This window comes from Kitasatospora sp. NPDC088783 (genome assembly GCF_044750705.1).
Lineage (GTDB): Bacteria > Actinomycetota > Actinomycetes > Streptomycetales > Streptomycetaceae > Kitasatospora > Kitasatospora fiedleri.
In genome coordinates, this window is the sequence record NZ_JBIVKJ010000003.1 from 228,102 (window position 1) to 245,916 (window position 17,815).

The window sequence follows — 17,815 nt, forward strand, 5'->3', positions numbered from 1 at the left end:
CGCGTCGTCAGGAGCAGTCGGCAGCAGTACGGATCAACCCATGATCAAGGGTTCGGCCGCGATTGGCCGGCCGAGCCTTCCCGAACGGGCCCGCTCGATCCGCGGGGCCGACGACGCGAGCCGCCCAGGCACTTGATACTGTTCACGGAGAGCAATATCGTTGGCCTGTGGCGCTCACCGTGTGCAACGCACGGGGCGGGCGTCGCGCCACCACCAGAAGCCCCCGTTCCGGCCGACTCCCCCCGACGGCCGGACCGGGTCGAGAGGCCCTGCCGACCCACCCCCCCCGGTCGGCAGGGCCTCGTTTCTGTCTCCGCCCCCGGGAGGGGGACGCCCCGCCCCCGTCAGGGGACGGGGATCTCCAGCACCACCTTGGTGCCGCCGTCCGGCGCGGCCACCATGTCGAAGCTGCCGCCGAGTTCGCCGGTGGCCAGGGTGCGGACGATCTGCAGGCCGAGGTTGCCGGCCTGCTGCGGGTCGAAGCCCTCGGGCATGCCGCGGCCGTCGTCCTGCACGGTGATCAGCAGGTACTCCTCGGGCTTCACGCCGTTGTTCCAGGTGTCCGACCAGCCCTTGCCACCGGCCGGGGCGCGCCCGCGCAGCGCGCTGACCTCCAGGTTGCCGGAGGCGCTGGGGCCGAAGGCGTGCTCCAGGGCGTTCTGGGTCAGCTCGGTGAGGATCATCGCCAGCGGGGTGGCGACCTCGGCGGACAGGATGCCGAAGGAGCCGCTGCGGCGGGCCACCACCCGGCCGTCCTGGGAGAGTTCCATCACCATCGCCAGCACCCGGTCGGCGATCTCGTCGAACGCCACCGACTCGTCCAGCGCCTGCGAGAGCGTCTCGTGCACGATGGCGATCGAGCCGACCCGGCGGACCGCCTCGTCGAGGGCGGCCCGGCCGGCCGCCGAGTCCATCCGGCGGGACTGCAGCCGCAGCAGCGCGGCGACGGTCTGCAGGTTGTTCTTCACCCGGTGGTGGATCTCCCGGATGGTGGCGTCCTTGGTCATCAACTCGCGGTCTCGGCGGCGAAGTTCGGTGACGTCCCGGCAGAGCACCAGGGAGCCGGTGGGGGTGCCCTTGGGCTTGAGCGGGATGGTGCGCAGCGTCACCACGCCGCCCTGGGCCTCGATCTCGGTCTGCCGGGGGGCCCAGCCGCTGGCCATCTTCACCAGCGCCTCGTGCACCGCGCCGCGGCTGGGCGGCACCAGTTCGGCGGTGCTGCGGCCCAGGTGACTGCCCACCAGGTCGGTGGTCAGCCCGAGCCGGTGGTAGGCGGAGAGCGCGTTGGGGCTGGCGTAGGTGACCACGCCCTCCACGTCGAGCCGGATCAGCCCGTCGCCGACCCGGGGCGCGGCGTCCATGTCGGCCTGTTCGACGCCCGGGTAGGGGAAGGTGCCGGCCGCGATCATCTGGGCCAGGTCGGAGGCGCTCTGCAGGTAGGTGAGCTCCAGCCGGCTGGGGGTGCGGACGGTCAGCAGGTTGGTGTTGCGGGCGATCACGCCGAGCACCTTGCCGTCCCGTCGCACCGGGATGGACTCCACCCGCACCGGCACCTCCTCCCGCCACTCCGGGTCGCCCTCGCGGACGATCCGCCCCTCGTCGTAGGCGGCGTCCAGCAGCGGGCGGCGGCCGCGCGGCACCAGGTGGCCGACCATGTCGTCCTGGTACGAGGTGGGGCCGGTGTTGGGCCGCATCTGGGCCACCGAGACGTAGCGGATGCCGTCCCAGGTGGGGATCCACAGCACCAGGTCGGCGAAGGACAGGTCGGAGAGCAGCTGCCACTCCGAGACCAGGAGGTGCAGCCACTCCACGTCGGCACCGGTGAGGGTGGTGTGGCGGCGGACGAGTTCGTTCAGCGAGGGCACACCGTGAGCGTATCGCCGACCGCCCTGCCGCACGTTGTCCAGACCAATTGCGGGGACCCCCTGGACAACCACAATTGGTCTAGTCCACAATGAACACGCACCAAGGAGAGGCCCTCCGCGCAACTGCCCTGACCGCGCGAGGCCCCTCCTCGGTCGGAGGCGTCGTTCGAGGGTCCCGCACAACTCTCGGACGGTCCCCGCCTCCGGCATACAGCTCCGGGCTGCGGTGCCGCACAGGTTGAGGGTCCTGTGTCGGCGCCGTGGCCCGTAGTGTTTCCCGGCCCCGGACGAGCCCCGCTCCCCGGCCCCGGACACGGCGAAGCCGCCCCCGCAGCACCTCGCGGGGGCGGCTTCGCCGTACCCACCTCGGCGGGTCCCGCCTCGGCGGGGCTCGCCTCGGCGGGTCTCGCCTCAGTGGGTCTCGGTGACCTTGGCCAGGGCGCGCGGGGCGTCCGGGTCCTGGCCGCGGGCGATGGTGACCTCGTAGGCCAGCAGCTGGAGCGGCAGGATCTCCAGGATCGGCTGGACCTCCTGGGGCACGCCGGCCGGCAGCGCGAAGCCCGCGCTGGCGGCGTCGACCTGCGCCTGCTGGCCGATCACGACCAGGTCCGCGCCACGGCCGCGCAGGCGGTCCAGGACGGGCTGCAGGGCCTCCCCGCCCTTGCCGTCCGGGACGATGGCGATGACCGGCGAGACGTTGTCGACCATGGCCAGCGGGCCGTGCAGCAGGTCGGCGCCGGAGAACGGGGAGGCCGGGATGTAGGTGGTCTCCATCAGCTTGAGCGCCGCCTCGCGGGCGGTCGGGTAGCCGTAGCCGCGCGAGGTGATGACCAGGCGCTGGGCGAAGCGGTAGCGCTCGGCCAGGTCCTTGACCTCGCCCTGGCGGGCCAGGATGCCGGCCGCCAGCTCCGGCAGCGCCTTCGCCGCGGAGCCGTCGCCGCCGCGCAGGCCCTCGACGAACAGGTACAGCGCCAGCAGTTCGGCGGTGTAGGTCTTGGTGGCGGGCAGCGCCTTCTCCGGTCCGGCCAGCACGTCGATGTGGAACTCGGAGACCTCGGCGAGCGGCGAGGCGGCGTTGTTGGTGACCGCCAGGGTGATCGCGCCGGCCTCGCGGGCCGCCTTGGTGGAGGCCACCAGGTCGGGCGAGCCGCCGGACTGGCTGACCGTGATGACCAGGCAGTCGGTGAGGTCCGGCTTGGCGCCGTACGCGGTGGTGGTGGACATCGAGGTGAGGCCGGCCGGCTTGCCGAGCAGGACCTCGATCAGGTACTTGGCGTACAGCGCCGCGTTGTCGGAGGTGCCGCGGGCGGTCAGCAGGACGAAACGCGGGTTGCGGGCGGCGATCTGCGCGGCGATCTCACGGATCGCCGGCGCACCCTCGTCGAGGATGCGCTGCAGGACGGCCGGCTGCTCGGCCATCTCCGCCGACATGATCCTGCCGGGTACGGAAACAGTCTGCGGGTCGGACATCGGGGTGTGCCTCCGTGGAGAGATGGTTCTACCCCGTGGGGCGGGACGCCCGACGGGGACCTCTGAACGGCGGCGAGTCCGCACCCTCGCTGCGTGGAACTGTTCTGTGCCGATCCTACGTGCGACCGGGCCCCGCGGCACACTCCGTGACGGTGCGCCGGGGCCCGGTCCCGGGGAGCGGGACGCCGGACCGGTGGTCCGGCGGTCCGGTCAGCCCGGGTTGTTGATCAGCTGGTCGATCTGGGCGTCGGCCTCCTTGGTGGCCTCCTCCACGCTCTTGCCCGCGAAGACCGCGTTGAGCATGTTGACCAGGATGTTCTGCTTCTCGATCGCGCCCCAGCCGGGGGCGAGCGGGGTGAACCAGGCGTCCTGCACGGCGTTGGCGGCCGCGGAGGTGGCCGGCTTGTTCTTCAGCGGGGCGAGCTGGACCAGGTTGTTCGGCAGGGTGTCCTTGTCGGCCAGCACCTGCTCGGACTTGCTGCTGGTGAACATCCGCACCCAGTCCGCGGCGGCCTCGGCGTTCTGCGACTTGGCGGTGACCGCCAGGTCGGAGCCGCCGATGAAGGAGGGCAGCGGCTTGCCGTTCGGACCGGGCATCGCGGCGATCCTGAGCGAGTCCTGGAGCGCCGGGGTGCCGGTGATCGGCGCGGTGGCGACGCTCTGCTCCCAGCCGTTGGCGTAGATCAGCCCGGCCTTCTCGTGGCCGAGCACCTTGGCCTGGTCGGCCTCGTTGACCTTGTAGTCGCCGCTCTTGTTGTACTTCTTCACCAGGTCGACGAAGTGCTGGAGGCCCTGCTGGGACTTGGCGTCGTGCAGGGTGCCGTGCCAGTTGCCGGCCGAGTCGAACTTGGCGATCGAGCCGCCGTACGCGGTGACGTAGGACATCGCGGCGTACCAGTAGGGGCCGGGCAGGTAGAGCGAGGAGTAGCCGGCGCTGCCCTTGTACTTGGCCTGCACCTTGTCGAGGGCGGTGAGCAGGTCGTCCTCGTTCTGCGGCAGGTCGGCGGAGCCGGTGGCGTCCTGGAACATCTTCGAGTTGTAGAGGCCGATCCGGGCGCCCGCGTAGTAGGGCACGCAGTAGAGCGTCTGGTTGTAGGTGCAGGTGTCGGAGAGGCCCTTGATCCAGTTGTCGGAGTTGTCGAAGCTGCCGCGCTCCAGGGACATCAGCGAGCCGTTGACGATGTACTTCAGCGTCTCGGTGTTGCCCAGCTCGACCACGTCCGGGGCCTGGCCGGCGGCGATCGCGGCGTCCAGCTCGGAGACCTTGTTCTGCCACTCGTGGTAGCTCAGCTTGATCTGGACCTTCGGGTACTTCCGGGCGAACTCGTCGTTCACCTGCTGCACCAGCTCGGGCCAGCTCTTCTGGGCGTCGTTCATCAGCCACACGGTCACGGTGCCGGTCACGTTCTTCGCGTCGACGCCGGTCGGCGCGGGCGACGGGCCGCCGGACGAGCAGCCCGCGGCGGTGGCCAGCAGGGCAGCGGTGCTGAGCGTGGCCAGTACCTGACGCTTCACGCGATCCTCCGGATGGGGTACGGGGAGGTCTGCGCGGTGGTACAGACCAGCTTTCCGGATCTTGGCCTAGACCATTTTGGGGCGTCAACGCAGGTGCGGTTTCGCACCCTGCTCGTTGTCAATCCGTTGTCTTCCTTGGCCCGGCCACGTCAACGATCGGCGGGGGCCGACCCGGGCATGACTTTAGGCTCACTTAAGGTGACCCAGGGTGAGAGGAATGGATCAAGCGGAATCCCGGGAATTCCGCGCCCCGGTTTATCCGGCCCGGCGCCCCGGTCCGGTCGGCGGGCCGACGAGGGCGGCGCGGCCTCCGGGCGGGACGGCGGGGGCGGCGGGAGGCGGCGGACCGTCCGTCGAATACGCACGACTTCACCGGGGCGCGGGCTCGGCGCCGTCCGGCGGCCCAGCGCCGGAGGCCGGACCTGCGGCGGCGCGACCCCGGCCGCCCGGCGGCGGGCCCCCGCGGCCGGGGCGGGGCGCGGGCGGCCCGGCGAAAACACCGGGGACCCGCCGTCCGGGCGGTCGGCGCGACGGTGGGCGGGCCGGGTTCCCGGGGGAAATCCGCAGAACTCCGGCGGTGATTCCCGGCCCGTTATCGGCCGCGGCGGCGGGAAAGAACGGGGACGACCGGCCTCACTATTCGCCCCGCGCCATTCGGCCGGGAAACTCCGCCGCTTTCGGGACCGCCCCTCGCGGGTGCGGGCCCGGGCCCGCACGGGGACGGGCGCGCGGGCGCGCCGCGCGGGCGGCACGCCCGGGGGACGCACGGGGGACGCACGGGGGACGCACGGGGACGACCCGCAGGACGCGCGGGCACCGCGCCGACGGCCGCACCCGGGGGCGGTCTTGACATGACCTCACAGATATGCAGCGCCCGTACCACCCACCCGCCGACGGGGCCGTCGAGGTGTCCCGATAGGTCCCGTTTCCTCCCCGACTTGGTCCAGTCCAACACAGGCGAGTCAAGCGTTGATAACGGCTTGTGCAGCGGCTCTTCGAGCCCTTGACGCTCGCCATTGGTCCATGCCAACCTCCAGGCGTTGGTCTAAACCAATGGTCTACTCCACCTCACGGATCGGCCCGCCGGCCCCGGCAGTTCGTATCCGTGTCACCCGGTGACGTTCCCCCATACGGCACAACGCAGCTCCAGGCCAGTCGGCCCAGCAGCCCGGTGCCCTACCTTGCTCATCCCTCTGGAGGATGGTTTGAACCGCAAGATCGCAGCCGTGGCCGCTATCGCCACCGTGCTCGTCGCCTCGGCCTGCTCGTCGTCTTCTTCGTCCGGCAGCAAGTCGAGCGGTGACGTCCTGAGCACGGACGGCAAGGGCAAGAAGATCACCGTCTGGCTGATGGACGACGCGCAGAAGGGCTGGAACGAGGTCGTCGAGGCGGCGAAGACCGAGTTCAAGGAGAAGACCGGCGCCGACGTCGACATCCAGTGGCAGACCTGGACCAACTACACCACCAAGCTCGACACCGCCCTGCTCTCGGGCAACGCCCCCGACGCGATCGAGCTCGGCAACACCCAGGCCGCCAAGTACATCGACGCCGACTCCTTCGTCGACCTCACCTCGGTGAAGAGCAAGTTCGACAACTCGGACAAGTGGCTGGACTCGCTGGCCGCCTCCGGCCAGTCGGCCGACGGCTCCAAGACCTACGCCGTCCCGTACTACGCCGGCGCCCGCGTCGTGATCTACCGCAAGGACCTCTTCGAGGCCGCCGGTGTCACCCAGGCCCCGACCACCCTGGCCGAGCTGAAGGACGCCCTGACCAAGGTCAAGGCCGCCAACGCCAGCACCCCGGGCTTCTCCGCGATGTACCTGCCGGGTCAGAACTGGTACACCGCCGTCTCCTTCGGCGCCGGCACCTACGGCGTGAAGAACGTCATCGCCAAGAAGGACGGCGACAAGTGGACCAGCACCCTGGCCGACCCGAAGTTCGTTGAGGGCGTCTCCACCTGGAACGACCTGCAGAAGAACTTCTCCACCGGTGGCACCACCTCCGACGAGGCCACCCAGGACGCCCTGATGGCCAAGGGCAACATCGCCGCCATCGTCGGCAACGGCTGGGAGCTCTCCTCCGTGGCCGACCCGAAGACCGGCGACCCGTCCCTGAAGGACAAGCTCGGCACCTTCGCCCTCCCGGGCGCCGCGGCCGGCAGCACCACCCCGGCCTTCCTGGGCGGCTCCGACCTGGCCGTCCCGACCAACGCCAAGAACGCGGGCCTGGGCGCGACCTTCCTGCAGATCTACACCAACACCGCGCAGCAGACCCTGCTCGCCAAGCACGCCATCCCGAACGCCAAGAACCTGGTGGACGCCTACAAGGCGGCCGACCCGGCGAACAAGGCCACCGGTGACGCGGCCCAGGGCGAGACCTGGTTCATCCCGAACACCCCGCTGTGGTCCGGCACCAACGAGACCGCGCTGAAGACCGCCTTCGGTGCGATCGCCGCCGGTGGCGACCCGGCCACCGAGCTGAAGAAGGCGAACGACGACCTTCTGAAGACCCTGAACGGCTGATCCAGCTCCAGCTGAACCGCAGGTCGGCCCGGGGAGTTCCAACGGTGCTCCCCGGACGGACCACCGCACTGAGCGCCGGATAGGGGGTGGGCAGTCCGCGATACCGCGGGCTGCCCACCCGTGCGCCAGGACCGACCAGATCCGCGGGCCCGGGAAGGACCCTGATGAGTGTGACCACCAACGAGACCGTGACCCGGTCCGAGAACCAGGGGCCTGCCCCGACGGGGAAGCCGCAGCGGCGCGGGTTCTTCGCGGCCGGCCATTACATCCCCTACACCCTGCTGCTGCCCGCGGTCGTCGTACTGGCGGGCGTTCTGGCGTACCCGCTGTACCGGCTGATCGACCTGGCCTTCCAGAACGTCAACAAGTACGCGCTGCTGGTCCACCCGGAGCGGGCGCAGTACATCGGCTTCGACGGCTTCTCGCGGGTCTTCGGCGACAGCGAGTTCTGGGAGGTCGTGCTCCGCTCGGTCTACTTCACCGCGGAGCTGGTCATCCTCTCCATGGTGCTGTCGATGGCACTGGCACTGCTGCTCAACCGGGTCTCCAACTGGGTCCGGGTCACCGTCATCACCGTGATGATGTTCGTCTGGTCGATCCCGGCGCTGGTCAACGGCCAGGTGTTCCGCTGGCTGTTCTCCCCGCAGGGCGGCGTCGTCGACTACATCGCGTACCTGGTCACCGGCGACGAGACCTGGAAGAACTACGACTGGTTCGCCGACGCGCACGTCGGCCTCTACGTGGTCGGCGCCGCGGTGGTCATCTGGGGCGCGCTGCCCTTCCTGGTGCTGGGCCTGTACGCCGCGCTGACCCAGGTGCCCAAGGAGCTGATGGAGGCCGCCAAGCTGGACGGCGCCAACGCGTTCCAGGCGTTCCGCAACGTCACCCTGCCGGTCATCCGGCCGTTCCTCATGATCTCCACCGCGCTGAGCTTCATCTGGGACTTCCAGGTCTTCGCGCAGATCTTCGCGCTGCGCAACACCTCGCCCGAACCCGGCTACCGGACCATCGGCACCTACCTGTACATGCAGGGCATCGTCGCCTCCCGGTACAGCGAAGCCTCGGTGATCTCGATCGCCATGATCGTCATGATGCTGGCGGTTCTCGTGTACTACATCCGCCAGATGCTCAAGATCGGAGCCAACGAGCGATGACCACGGACGTCTCCACCACCGCTCCGAAGACCCAGCAGCCGCTCCCGCCGGTCAAGCGGAAGAAGGTCAAGGAGACCGAGGTCGGCCGCAGCGGCGCCATGACCTGGGTCTGGAACACCATCGCCCTGCTCGTGGCGGTCGTGATGGCCTTCCCGATCTACTGGATGATCATCACCACGTTCAAGACGAACAAGGACCTGATCTCCAAGGACCCGACCTTCTGGCCCACCTCGTTCTCGTTCGACAGCTACCGGACGATCTTCGACGACGACCAGTTCCTGCCCAGCCTCGGGCACACCCTGGTGCTGACCCTGGGCGCGGTCGTGCTCGGCGTCGCGGTCGGCTTCCTGGCCGCGGTCGGCGTGGCCCGGTTCAACTTCCGCGGCCGCAACTTCTTCATCGTCACCATGCTGGTGGTCCAGATGGTGCCGCTGCTGGCGATCATCATCCCGCTGTTCGTGGTGATGAACAGCCTCAACATGACCGGCGGCCTGTTCGGCGTCATCCTCGCCTACCTGGTCTTCACCGTCCCGTACGTGATCTGGACGCTGCGCTCGTTCATCGTGAACATCCCGGCGGAGCTGGACGAGGCCGCGATGGTCGACGGCTGCACCCAGTGGGGCGCGTTCTTCCGCGTCATCCTGCCGCTCACCCTGCCCGGCCTGATCACCACCTCGGTGTACAGCTGGATCCAGGCCTGGAACGAGTTCATCGTCGCCAAGACCCTGCTGGGCACCAGCGGCATGAACACCTCGATGACCTGGCTGACGTTCTACTCGACCACTCCCACCCGTGGCGCGGACTACGGCGCGCAGATGGCCGGCGGTCTGCTGGTCTCGCTGCCCGTGATCATCCTGTTCGTGTTCTTCCAGAAGAAGGTGTCGGCGGGTCTCACCGCCGGTGCGGTCAAGGGCTGATCCCCCTTTCCCCACCCCACTGCACCTGTCACACCTCCACCTCCAGGGAAGGAACCAAGGCGATGCCCGGTACGGAAAGCGCCGATCTCCTCCGCGACGCCGGAGCGGTCCTGCAGCCCGGCTTCGCCGGTCTGACCGCGCCCGAGTGGCTGCGCCGCAGACTGGGCGACGGCGAACTCGGCGGCGTCGCCCTGTTCGGCCGCAACATCCGCACCCCGCAGCAGGTCGCCGCGCTCACCTCGGAGCTGTACGCCCTCAACGGCGAGCTGCTGGTCGCCACCGACGAGGAGGGCGGCGACGTCACCCGCCTCGAAGTGGTCAGCGGTTCCTCCTACCCCGGCAACCTGGCGCTCGGTGAGGTCGACGACACCGACCTCACCGAGCGGGTCGCCCGCTCCATCGGGTTCGACTTGGCCGGCGTCGGCGTGAACCTCAACTACGCGCCCGACGCGGACGTCAACTCCAACCCGGACAACCCGGTGATCGGCGTCCGGTCCTTCGGCGGCGACGGCGAGCTGGCCGCCCGGCACACCGCCGCCTACGTCCGCGGCCTGCAGTCGGCCGGCGTCGCGGCCTGCGCCAAGCACTTCCCCGGCCACGGCGACACCGCCGGCGACTCGCACCTCGGGCTGCCCCGGATCGACCTGGCCGCCGACCAGTTCGCCGCGCACCTGCTGCCCTTCCGCGCCGCCATCGCGGCCGGCGCGAAGAGCATCATGACCGCGCACATCCTGTTCGACGCGTACGACGCCCAGCTGCCCGCGACCATGTCGCAGCGCATCCTGACCGGCCTGCTCCGCGAGGAGCTCGGCTTCGACGGGCTGATCGTCACCGACGGCATCGAGATGGGCGCCATCTCCGGCACCCACGGCGTCGCGGCCGGCTCGGTGCGGGCCGTCGCGGCCGGCGCCGACACCATCTGCGTCGGCGGCGGCCTCCAGGACGAGGACGCCTTCGTCTACCTGCGCGACGCCCTGGTCTGGGCGGTCCGCGAGGGCCGGCTGTCCGCCGGACGGCTGCACGAGGCCGCCGAGCGCAACCGGGCCGTCGCCCGCTGGTCGGCCGAGCTGCGGGCCTCGCTGGTCGGCCAGCAGGCCGAGGTCGGCGTCGGCCTGACCGCCGCCCGCCGGGCGCTGCGGATCACCGGCGGGCTGCGCCCGCTGGGCGGCGTCCCGCACGTGGTGGAGTTCTCCCCCGGCGCGAACATCGCGGCCGGCGACGAGACCCCGTGGGGCGTGGCCGGGCCGCTGGCCGAGCTGGTGCCCGGCACCACCTCCAGCCGGGTCTCCCCGCCCGCGACGGTGACCGAGGGCTCCGGCCTGCTGCACGTCGCGGTGGCCGCCGACGACGCCGAGATCGACACCGCCCCGCTGCTGGGCGCGGCGGTCGGCCGCCCGCTGGTGCTGGTGGTGCGCGACGTGCACCGGCACGGCTGGATGCGCCGGGCCGCGCTGGCCCTGGTCGAGCACCGGCCGGACGCGGTGGTGGTGGAGATCGGCACCGCCCACGGCGTGGCCGAGCTGTTCGCCCCGCGCGGGGTGACCACGCTGGCCACCTACGGCGGCTCGCGGGTCTGCGCGGTCGCCGCGGCGGAGGCCCTGGCGGGGCTCACGGTGACGGCCGCCCAGGCCGGCTGAGACACTCGGGACGGGCCCGGGGCGGGCGCCTGGCGCCCGTTCCGGGCCCGTCGCGTTGACCGGGGGCCCCGGACACCCGGAGGGCCCCCCGGGGCCGCCGCCGGGCCGCCACGGGCCCGCCACCGGCCGCGAATGCGGCCGAGGGCTCACGTTTGCTCTCCCGTGCGTGCAAACATGTGCTGTTACATAGGACTTAGGGGTCCGTTAAGGGACCGCCTCCAACGAGGAGTGAGAGCTGCCATGAGTGGCGACAGGGACACGGCGGCGCTCGCCGAGGGCTCCACCGTGCCGACCCAGACCGGCCCTGCCACCGCCACGGCCCGGGTCCCCAAGTACTACGGCCTCAAGCGGCACCTGCTGCAGCTGACCGAGACCCAGCCGGCCGGGACGCCGGTCCCGCCGGAGCGCGCGCTGGCCGCCCAGTTCGACACCTCGCGCACCACCGTCCGGCAGGCCCTGCAGGAGCTGGTCGTCGAGGGCCGGCTGGAGCGCATCCAGGGCAAGGGCACCTTCGTCGCCAAGCCGAAGGTCGCCCAGGCCCTCCAGCTCACCTCGTACACCGAGGACATGCGCGCCCAGGGCCTGGAGCCGACCTCCCGGCTGGTCGAGGTCGCCTACATCTCCGCCGACGAGCGGCTCGCCCCGCTGCTGGACATCAAGCCCGGCGGCCGGGTGCTGCGGATCGAGCGCCTGCGGCTGGCCAACGGCGACCCGATGGCCATCGAGGTGGCGCACCTGTCCGCCAAGCGCTTCCCCGCGCTCCGGCGCAACCTGGCCAAGCACAACTCGCTGTACACCGCGCTGCGCGAGGTCTACGGGGTGACGGTCGCGGAGGCCGAGGAGACCATCGAGACCACCCTGGCCAACCCGCGCGAGGCCGGCCTGCTCGGCTCCGACCTGGGCCTGCCGATGCTGCAGCTGTCCCGGCACTCCTTCGACGCGGACGGCGCGCCGGTCGAGTGGGTGCGCTCGATCTACCGCGGCGACCGGTACAAGTTCATCACGCGGTTGAACCGGCCGGCCTAGTCCCACGGGCGGTTCCGGGACAACACCGCATCACGCGGTCGAACCGGCCGGCCCAGTCCCACGGGCGGTTCCGGGACAACACCGCACCACGCGGTCGAACCGGCCGGCCCAGTCCCACGGGCGGTTCCGGGACAACACCGCACCACGCGGTCGAACCGGCCGGCCCAGTCCCACGGGCGGTTCCGGGACAACACCGCATCACGCGGTCGAACCGGCCCGTGTGAACGGGCGATCCGGGTTGACCGGGTAGTGACACGGGTCGCTCCGCTGCCCTAGCCTCTCGGGGACCTTTCGATCACCGAGGGTGCTGCTCGGCGGGCGCACAGCCATGTGCGTTGCGGTGCCACTGAGGTGACTCCTCGTCAGCCAGGAGCCGCTCGTGTCGTCGTCCCAAGTCCCTGCCGCGGGCGCACCGCCCGTGGTCTCCCCCGCCCGGGTGCTGGCCGGCCTGTGCCTGCTGGTGCCGATCGTGGTGGTGCTGTGGGTGCCGTCCTACAGCAAGATCTCTCCCGAACTCGGCGGAATGCCGTTCTTCTACTGGTACCAGCTGCTGTGGGTGCCGGTGTCGGCGCTGTTCACCGGCGCCGCGTACCTGCTGATCCGGCGGGACGAGGCGGCCCGCAAGGCCGCCCCCGCCGTCCCGGTCCTGCCCGCCCAGCCGTCGGACGGGGGCCGGTCGTGAAGCACGTCGACTGGACCGCGATGACGGTCTTCCTGCTGTTCTTCGCCGCGGTGACGGTGATGGGCTTCCTGGCCTCCCGCTGGCGGCGCGCCGCGGACGCCGCGCACCTGCACGAGTGGGGGCTGGGCGGCCGGAGCTTCGGCACCTGGATCACCTGGTTCCTGCTGGGCGGCGACCTGTACACCGCGTACACGTTCATCGCGGTGCCGGCGGCGATCTACGCGGCCGGCGCCGCGGGCTTCTTCGCGGTGCCGTACACGATCATCGCGTACCCGCTGGTGTTCCTGTTCCTGCCCCGGCTGTGGTCGGTGTCGCGGGTGCACGGGTACGTGACGCCGGCGGACTTCGTGCGCGGCCGGTACGGCTCGCGCGGGCTGTCGGTGGCGGTGGCGCTGACCGGCATCCTGGCGACCATGCCGTACGTGGCGCTGCAGCTGGTCGGCATCCAGGCGGTGCTGGACGTGCTGGGCGTGGGCGGCAGCGGCAACTGGTTCCTGAAGGACCTGCCGCTGTTCATCGCGTTCGGCGTGCTGGCCGCGTACACGTACTCCTCGGGCCTGCGGGCACCGGCGCTGATCGCGTTCGTCAAGGACGCGCTGGTCTACATCGTGATCATCGTGGCGGTGGTCTACATCCCGATGCGGCTGGGCGGCTACGGGCACGTGTTCGACGCGGCGCAGCACAAGTTCGCCACGCCCGGGGCGAACGGGAAGCCGAGCGGGGCGCTGGTGGTCGGCCCGTCGGGGCAGTGGGCGTACGCGACGCTGGCGTTCGGTTCGGCGCTGGCGCTGTTCATGTACCCGCACTCGGTGACCGGCGTGCTGGCCTCGAAGTCGCGCAACACGGTGCGCCGGAACATGGCGATCATGCCGGCGTACTCGCTGATGCTGGGCCTGCTGGCGCTGCTGGGCTTCCTGGCGATCGCGGCCGGGGTGGGCAAGGGCGTGAAGGGCTACAACAGCCAGCTGGCGGTGCCGCAGCTGTTCGCGGACATGTTCCCGTCCTGGTTCACCGGGGTGGCGTTCGCGGCGATCGGGATCGGCGCGCTGGTGCCGGCGGCGATCATGTCGATCGCGGCGGCGAACCTGTTCACCCGGAACGTCTACAAGGAGTTCCTGAAGCCGGACGCGACGCCGGCCGAGGAGACCCGGGTGGCGAAGATCGCCTCGCTGCTGGTGAAGGTCGGCGCGCTGGTGTTCGTGCTGCTGATGGACAAGCAGGTGGCGATCAACTTCCAGCTGCTGGGCGGCCTGTGGATCCTGCAGACCGCGGTGGCACTGGTGGCGGGCCTGTTCACCCGGTGGTTCCACCGCTGGGCGCTGCTGGCGGGCTGGGCGGTCGGCATGGTGTACGGCACCTGGCTGGCCTGGGGGATCTCCTCCCCGGCCACCAAGCACTTCGGCGGCAGCAGCTCGAACATCCCGGGGATCGGGCAGACCGGCTACATCGGTCTGACCGCGTTCGTGCTGAACCTGGCGGTGGCCGTGGTCCTGACGCTGGTGCTGCGGGCCCTGAAGGCCCCGGAGGGGGCCGACGAGACCTCGAAGGCGGACTATTCCGCGGAGTCCGGCGACGAGGCCGTGGAGCACGCTCCACAGCCCGCGGTGGCGCACTGACGCACCGGGGGCGCGCATAGCCGCGCCATGCGCCCTGTGGTCGCGCCGTTGCCCCGATCGACACTGGGGTGACGGCGCGACCATCTGTTATGACCGCCCGCTCCCTGGAGAGACCGGGGGAGACGGGTCCACTCGCCCGCGCCACCGACCACGGGGAGCCACCGCCATGACCGACCTCACCACGGTACGCAACGGGCACCGTCCGGAGGCGCAGCAGCCGGACGCCGGACCGAGACTGCCCTCGGTCCTGATCGCCACCCGGCACGGCGAGTCCACCGCCAACGTGGAGTTCCGGCACGCGGACGCCAGCGGGGCGCTCTCCGTCCCGATCACCTGCCGGGACGCCGACATCCCGCTCTCCCTGCACGGCCAGGACCAGGCCCGCGACCTGGGCCGCTGGTGGGCCGAACTGCCGCCCGCCGACCGGCCGCGCTCGGTGTGGTGCTCCCCGTACGTGCGCACCGCCGAGACCGCCCGGATCGCGCTGGCCCAGGCGTCCGGGCTGGGAGCCGTCCAGGTGGGGCTGGCGGTGCGCCACGACGAGCGGCTGCGGGACCGCGAGCTGGGCGTGCTGGAGATGCTCACCAAGGCCGCGATCGAACGCGACCACCCCGCGGAGGCGGCCCGGCGGCGGCGGATGGGCGAGCTGTACTACCGGCCGCCGGGCGGCGAGTCCTGGCTGGACGTGGCCCTGCGGGTCCGCGACCTGCTGCGCGACCTGTGCGCGGAGGAGGCCGGCCGGTCGGTGCTGGTGGTGGCGCACGACTGCACGGTGCTGATGCTGCGCCACGTCCTGGACCGGCCGACCGAGCGGGAGCTGCTGGCCCTGCTCCCGGTGGCGAACTGCTCGACCAGCACGTGGCGGTCCCACGAGGGACGGCTGCGCCCGACCGGCTGGAACCGCACCGACCACCTCTCGACCTGACCGCAGCCCCACGCCGGCACCCCGGGCCCGGACGCCCTGCCGTCGCAGCCCGGCACCACAGCAGCCCGACCCCCGACCTGGCCCCCGCCACGGGGCCGCGAGCGCCCGCGGCCGACTCGGGCGGGCGACCCCCGGCACAGGCACCCCGGGCCCGGACGCCTGCCGGCGCAGCCCGGTGTCCGTGGCCCGGTCCCTCGTTCCAGCCCCCGTTCCGGCTCCCCCGCCGTGCCCCGGTCAGGCGTCCTGGTACTGCGGCCCGGCGGTGCGGCGCGGGCCGCCGAAGGCCCGGCGGTAGGCCTGCGGGGTGGTGCCCAGGCGGCGGCCGAAGTGGTGTCGCAGGGTGGCGGCGTTGCCGAAGCCGCAGCGGGTGGCGATGGCGTCCACGCTCTCGCCGGTGGACTCCAGCAGGTGCTGCGCGAGCAGCACCCGCTGGCCGGTCAGCCAGCGGTGCGGGGTGGTGCCGGTCTCCTCCCGGAAGCGGCGGGCGAAGGTGCGCGGCGACATGTGGGCGAGCCGGGCGAGCTGGTCGACGCCGGTCTCCCGGTCGAGGTGGCGGCGCATCCACTCCAGCACCCCGGCCAGCGACTCGCCGCCGCCCTCGGGCACCGGCCGGTTGATGAACTGGGCCTGGCCGCCGTCCCGGTGCGGGGCGACCACCATCCGGCGGGCGATCGCCCGGGCCACCTCGGCGCCCTGCACCTTGCGGACCAGGTGCAGGCAGGCGTCGATGCCCGCGGCGGTGCCGGCCGAGGTGATCACCGGGTGGTCGTCCACGTACAGCACGCCGGGTTCGACGGTGGTCAGCGGGAAGCGCTCGGCCATCAGGTCGGCGTAGCGCCAGTGGGTGGTGCAGCGGCGGCCGTCGAGCAGGCCGGCCGCGCCGAGCAGGAAGCTGCCGGAGCAGATCGACAGCAGGTGGGCGCCGCGGTCGTGGGCGGCCCGCAGCGCCGCGCAGACCTCCTCGGGGTAGTGCGCGCGGATGCCGGTGGCGGTGGCGATCACCAGGTCGGCCCCGGCGATCCGCTCGGGGCCGTGCGGGACGTCGACGGTGAAGCCGGAGTGGGTGCGCATCGGGCCGGGGCGGTCGCCGACCAGGGCGAAGTCGTAGACCGGCAGGCCGCTCTCGCTCCGGTCCAGGCCGAACACCTCGCAGGCCACCCCCAGTTCGAAGGGGTGGACCTCCTCCAGCACCACGACGGCGACGTTCTCCAGCTTCCGCATCCGGCCAGCATGGCAGTGGCAGGATTTCGTGGCAATGGTGCGTTCCTGCCACTCGTCCGGCCCCGGCCGGGCGCGGACAGTGGAGGCATGACCACCGCACTCGCCCTGCTGGGCCTCCTCGGCAGTTTCGGACTCCTCGGCGTCCTGGTCGGCCGCGACCTGGACCGCAACGGCCGGCACGGCCGCGACGACGTGCACCGGCCGGGCGGCTACCCGTTCGACCCGGACCTGGCCGACCCGCGCCGTCGGCCGTCCGGCACACTGTCCGGATGCGCTCCCCGACCGTCCGCCGCGCCCTCGACCGCGACCTCGCCGGAGCCGGGGAGGTCAGCGTCGAAGCCTTCGTCGGCGACGGCCACACCCGCCCCGACTCCCCCTACGCCGCACTCCTCCGCGACGCCGCCCGCCGCAACCGGGAGGCCGAGCTCCTGGTCGCCGTCGACGACGGCGGGGCGGTGCTCGGCTGCGTGACCTTCGCGCCCGGCGGCACCGCGTGGGCGGACGTCGCGCACCCCGACGAGGGCGAGATCCGGATGCTCGCGGTCGGCGCGGCGGCCCGCGGGCGCGGCGTCGGCCGGGCCCTGGTGCGGGCCTCGATCGCGCGCAGCCGGGAACTGCGGCTGGCCGGGATGGCGTTCTCCACCCGGCCGTCGATGACCGCCGCGCACCGGATCTACGACGCCCTGGGCTTCGTCCGCAGCCCCGCGCGGGACTGGTCGGCGGCGCCCGGCACGGACCTGTGGGTCTACACGACGCGGTTCTGAGGGCGGGCCCGAGCAGGGCCCCGAGCCCGGACCCGAAGCCGTCCGCGGGCCGTCCGCGGGCGGGCCCACGGGCCGTCAGTGGGCGGTTCGCGGACGGTTCGTGGGCGGTCGGCGGACGGTTCGTGGGCGGTCGGCGGACGGTTCGCGGACGGTTTCGTTGTCTACGCGCGGCACCGCCGACGCGACACGCGCTACTACATCTGGTGCTTCCAGTTCCAGCCACCACAACATGTATGCTCACTCTCGCTGTCGACGCAGGGGAATCCGGTGCGAATCCGGGACTGCCCCGCAACGGTGAGCGGGTTGCTGCGACGCCCGCGCAGTCCGAGGACCTGCCGACGGTGTGCGACACGGCATCCCCGCAGACGCCATGCAGCACAGCTTTGCCGTCCGGTCTCGCGGGCGGACCGGGGGTGGTCTTCGCGCGCCGGAACGCGTTCTCGTTCCTTCGTGCCGCCCTCCCCTGGCCGCGTGCGGTGCCGGACACCCCGAGCCACGTCC

General features: G+C 71.8%; 13 protein-coding genes and 1 riboswitch. Of the genes, 9 read left to right on the plus strand and 4 right to left on the minus strand.

The genetic code is table 11. From position 1 onward, the window contains the following. Nucleotides 1–344 precede the first annotated feature (344 nt). The 3 genes from ACIP60_RS09570 to ACIP60_RS09580 all read right to left on the minus strand — a co-directional run bounded on the left by ACIP60_RS09570 (nt 345) and on the right by ACIP60_RS09580 (nt 4,850). The gene (locus ACIP60_RS09570; protein WP_100836408.1) at nt 345–1,865 is read right to left on the minus strand and encodes a sensor histidine kinase; all 1,521 of its coding nucleotides are present in this window, start codon (nt 1,863–1,865) and stop codon (nt 345–347) included. A gap of 411 nt (nt 1,866–2,276) precedes the next feature. Continuing rightward, nucleotides 2,277–3,335, minus strand: a complete 1,059-nt coding sequence (locus ACIP60_RS09575; protein WP_100836409.1) for an SIS domain-containing protein — start codon at nt 3,333–3,335, stop codon at nt 2,277–2,279. A gap of 210 nt (nt 3,336–3,545) precedes the next feature. Continuing rightward, on the minus strand, nt 3,546–4,850 hold the full coding sequence (locus tag ACIP60_RS09580; RefSeq protein ID WP_400681909.1) for an extracellular solute-binding protein: 1,305 nt from the start codon (nt 4,848–4,850) through the stop codon (nt 3,546–3,548). Nucleotides 4,851–6,055: 1,205 nt separating this feature from the next. Between ACIP60_RS09580 and ACIP60_RS09585 the strand changes: the two genes are divergently transcribed. From ACIP60_RS09585 to ACIP60_RS09620, 8 genes are all read left to right on the plus strand, one after another. Next, the gene (locus tag ACIP60_RS09585) at nt 6,056–7,372 is read left to right on the plus strand and encodes an extracellular solute-binding protein (RefSeq protein WP_400681910.1); all 1,317 of its coding nucleotides are present in this window, start codon (nt 6,056–6,058) and stop codon (nt 7,370–7,372) included. A 164-nt stretch (nt 7,373–7,536) separates the two neighbouring features. Then, the gene (locus ACIP60_RS09590; RefSeq protein WP_400681912.1) at nt 7,537–8,526 is read left to right on the plus strand and encodes a carbohydrate ABC transporter permease; all 990 of its coding nucleotides are present in this window, start codon (nt 7,537–7,539) and stop codon (nt 8,524–8,526) included. Beyond that, the gene (locus ACIP60_RS09595; protein ID WP_400681915.1) at nt 8,523–9,443 is read left to right on the plus strand and encodes a carbohydrate ABC transporter permease; all 921 of its coding nucleotides are present in this window, start codon (nt 8,523–8,525) and stop codon (nt 9,441–9,443) included. The genes ACIP60_RS09590 and ACIP60_RS09595 overlap by 4 nt, the downstream gene beginning before the upstream one ends. Before the next feature lie 62 nt (nt 9,444–9,505). Continuing rightward, nucleotides 9,506–11,080: a glycoside hydrolase family 3 protein gene (locus tag ACIP60_RS09600; RefSeq protein ID WP_400681917.1), complete on the plus strand. Its 1,575-nt coding sequence runs from the start codon at nt 9,506–9,508 to the stop codon at nt 11,078–11,080. 240 nt (nt 11,081–11,320) lie between these two features. Further along, nucleotides 11,321–12,106, plus strand: coding sequence for a GntR family transcriptional regulator (locus ACIP60_RS09605; RefSeq protein ID WP_344559039.1), 786 nt, complete (start codon nt 11,321–11,323; stop codon nt 12,104–12,106). Nucleotides 12,107–12,485: 379 nt separating this feature from the next. Continuing rightward, nucleotides 12,486–12,788 (plus strand): DUF3311 domain-containing protein, encoded by a 303-nt coding sequence (locus ACIP60_RS09610; protein ID WP_400681921.1) that lies wholly within the window; start codon nt 12,486–12,488, stop codon nt 12,786–12,788. 20 nt (nt 12,789–12,808) lie between these two features. Then, nucleotides 12,809–14,404 carry a monocarboxylate uptake permease MctP gene (gene mctP / locus ACIP60_RS09615; protein ID WP_146616477.1) on the plus strand — a complete coding sequence of 532 codons (1,596 nt, stop codon included), beginning with the start codon at nt 12,809–12,811 and terminating at the stop codon, nt 14,402–14,404. A gap of 166 nt (nt 14,405–14,570) precedes the next feature. Then, the gene (locus tag ACIP60_RS09620) at nt 14,571–15,329 is read left to right on the plus strand and encodes a histidine phosphatase family protein (protein WP_400681923.1); all 759 of its coding nucleotides are present in this window, start codon (nt 14,571–14,573) and stop codon (nt 15,327–15,329) included. A 234-nt stretch (nt 15,330–15,563) separates the two neighbouring features. Here the strand turns inward: ACIP60_RS09620 and ACIP60_RS09625 are convergent, their stop codons facing one another. Further along, entirely contained in the window at nt 15,564–16,550 is a 987-nt protein-coding gene (locus ACIP60_RS09625) for a helix-turn-helix domain-containing protein (protein WP_400681926.1), read from the minus strand. A gap of 269 nt (nt 16,551–16,819) precedes the next feature. On the opposite strand from ACIP60_RS09625, the gene ACIP60_RS09630 reads away from it, so the two are divergent. After that, the gene (locus ACIP60_RS09630; RefSeq protein ID WP_400681929.1) at nt 16,820–17,314 is read left to right on the plus strand and encodes a GNAT family N-acetyltransferase; all 495 of its coding nucleotides are present in this window, start codon (nt 16,820–16,822) and stop codon (nt 17,312–17,314) included. Between the two features lie 216 nt (nt 17,315–17,530). Continuing rightward, nucleotides 17,531–17,669, plus strand: a riboswitch (cobalamin riboswitch). The last annotated feature ends 146 nt before the right edge of the window (nt 17,670–17,815 follow it).

Coding starts and splice junctions, on each gene's coding strand:
- ACIP60_RS09605 (WP_344559039.1), top strand. CDS start 11,321: ATGAGTGGCGACAGGGACACGGCGGCGCTCGCCGAGGGCTCCACCGTG.
- ACIP60_RS09595 (WP_400681915.1), top strand. CDS start 8,523: ATGACCACGGACGTCTCCACCACCGCTCCGAAGACCCAGCAGCCGCTC.
- ACIP60_RS09630 (WP_400681929.1), top strand. CDS start 16,820: ATGCGCTCCCCGACCGTCCGCCGCGCCCTCGACCGCGACCTCGCCGGA.
- ACIP60_RS09625 (WP_400681926.1), bottom strand. CDS start 16,550: ATGCGGAAGCTGGAGAACGTCGCCGTCGTGGTGCTGGAGGAGGTCCAC.
- mctP (WP_146616477.1), top strand. CDS start 12,809: ATGACGGTCTTCCTGCTGTTCTTCGCCGCGGTGACGGTGATGGGCTTC.
- ACIP60_RS09620 (WP_400681923.1), top strand. CDS start 14,571: ATGACCGACCTCACCACGGTACGCAACGGGCACCGTCCGGAGGCGCAG.
- ACIP60_RS09600 (WP_400681917.1), top strand. CDS start 9,506: ATGCCCGGTACGGAAAGCGCCGATCTCCTCCGCGACGCCGGAGCGGTC.
- ACIP60_RS09590 (WP_400681912.1), top strand. CDS start 7,537: ATGAGTGTGACCACCAACGAGACCGTGACCCGGTCCGAGAACCAGGGG.
- ACIP60_RS09575 (WP_100836409.1), bottom strand. CDS start 3,335: ATGTCCGACCCGCAGACTGTTTCCGTACCCGGCAGGATCATGTCGGCG.